Origin of the sequence: Shewanella sp. 11B5 (genome assembly GCF_002836795.1) — a bacterium.
GTDB lineage: Bacteria > Pseudomonadota > Gammaproteobacteria > Enterobacterales > Shewanellaceae > Shewanella > Shewanella frigidimarina.
In genome coordinates this window covers 1-2,103 of record NZ_PJAP01000665.1, presented here as the reverse complement: position 1 = coordinate 2,103, position 2,103 = coordinate 1, and the positions used below count along the sequence as shown (strand labels likewise).

Here is a 2,103-nt window from a genome sequence, read left to right as displayed (position 1 = left end):
GAAACAAATGAAACGCTTAAAATTCGTGTCATGAGTTTGTCCAAAAAAGAACTTCACAAAGATTTGAGTAAAGCGGTTGAGTTTGATCAGAGTCAAATGTTCAAAAAAATCTATGAGGCTGAATTTGGCACCCCGGGCGGAGAACCTTATGGTTGCTTAGTCGGTGATTATGAGTTTAGTAATCATCCTGAAGATGTTGAAACATTATCATTGATATCTAATGTTGCAGCCGCTGGCTTCTGCCCATTTGTTTCTGCTGCTGGTTCTTCTTTATTCGGTTTTGATGAGTGGACAGAACTCAGTAAACCACGCGATCTTGAAAAAGTATTTGAATCTTTAGAATACACGCAATGGCGCTCTTTCCGTGACAGTGATGACTCTCGTTTTGTCACCTTAACCATGCCACGTGTGCTTGCCCGTCTTCCGTATGGTGAAGCAACAAAACCTGTTGAAGAGTTTTGCTATGAAGAGTTCGAATTAGATTTAGAAAGTGGTCGTGCTAAAGTCGCTGATCACGATGACTATTGCTGGATGAATGCCGCGTATGTCATGGCAACTAATATGGGTCAGGCATTTAGTAAATATGGTTTCTGTACCGCAATCCGTGGCGCTGAGGGTGGTGGTAAGGTTGAAGGATTACCTGCTCATGTATTTACCAGTGATGATGGTGATCCGGATTTAAAATGCCCAACAGAAATTGGCATTACCGATCGCCGCGAAGCTGAATTAAGTAAGTTGGGTTTCTTGCCTCTATGTCATTACAAGCATACTGATTATGCAGTGTTCTTTGGCTCTCAATCTTGCCAAAAACCTAAAATAATGTCTAACCATGATGCTACCGCGAATGCGGCCATTTCGGCACGTTTACCTTACCTAATGGCAACATCACGTTTTGCGCATTATCTTAAAGTGATGGCTCGAGACAAAATTGGTAGTTTCATGGAAGCTGAAGATGTCGAGTCTTGGTTAAATCGCTGGATTTTATCATTTGTTAATGCTTCAGAAGGTGGTGGGCAAGAGATTCGTGCCAAGTACCCATTAGCAGATGCAAAAGTTGAAGTTAAAGAGATCCCTGGTCAACCTGGTTCATACAATGCTGTTGCATGGTTACGTCCTTGGTTACAAATGGAAGAACTGACAGCCTCTTTACGTTTAGTCGCGAAGATCCCTAAAGTAGGATAATCACGCGCTAATGCAGTGACCCTCATTTGTTTTCAAGGATAGAAACAAACGATGCCGCATGAAACCATTTCATTTGTAACAAGTGAAATTTTCAAAGAAGATACTGGTGTTAACAAACCAGTATCTTCGACTACACAGGCACTAAAAAATAAACACCTAGTCGAACGGTTCTTACGAGAGTCGGACTCGACTAGGTCGTTATTGCTGTGGCTTGAAAACTCAAGCCATTCGCTTGAACAATTCGATAAAACATCTGTTTTACCTTTCCTGCTTAAAGCCATTGAACGCATTGATAGACAATTAGAACAACAGCTTAACGCTATTATTCATCATGATGCATTTCAGGCGTTAGAAGCCAGTTGGCGTGGAGTACTTTATCTTGTTCAACAGCAGGATTTACATGATAAAGACCAGAAAGTGAAAGTGAAAATGCTCGATTGTTGTTGGACAACGCTGTCTAAAGACATTAATCGGGCCATTGAGTTTGATCAAAGTGATTTTTTTAAACTGATTTACAACAATGAATACGACATGTCTGGTGGTGAACCCTTCGGCACATTAATTGGTGATTATCAAATCACTCATAAAAGCCGTCCTGGTGTCTCTACTAATGATATTGATATTTTAAAAGAAATATCCCGCACTGCAGCCGCCGCTTTTGCGCCCTTTATTACCTCGGCTAGTCCTTCTTTGTTTGGTGCTGATGATTTTTCCGATTTATCTGCTCATATGAATATCGCCAAAATTTTTGAACAACACGAGTACATTAAGTGGAATTCGTTACGTAAAATGGACGATTCTCGCTTTATTGGGTTAACAATGCCTAATATTCTCATGCGTTCTCCTTATCTCATTGATGGTACTCGTAGCGAAGGATTTAAGTTTAAAGAATCGATTAAAAACCCTAAAAAAGATCATTTA

2 protein-coding genes are annotated in these 2,103 nt (G+C 40.3%); both read left to right on the top strand.

The genetic code is table 11. The annotated features are described in order from the left end of the window. Positions 1–1,182 (top strand): type VI secretion system contractile sheath large subunit (gene tssC / locus CXF78_RS15030; RefSeq protein WP_102037254.1); only part of this gene is annotated, 1,182 nt, incomplete at its 5' end. Positions 1,183–1,233: 51 nt separating this feature from the next. Beyond that, on the top strand, positions 1,234–2,103 hold an 870-nt coding region (locus CXF78_RS15025), incomplete at its 3' end, for a type VI secretion system contractile sheath large subunit (protein ID WP_145991475.1).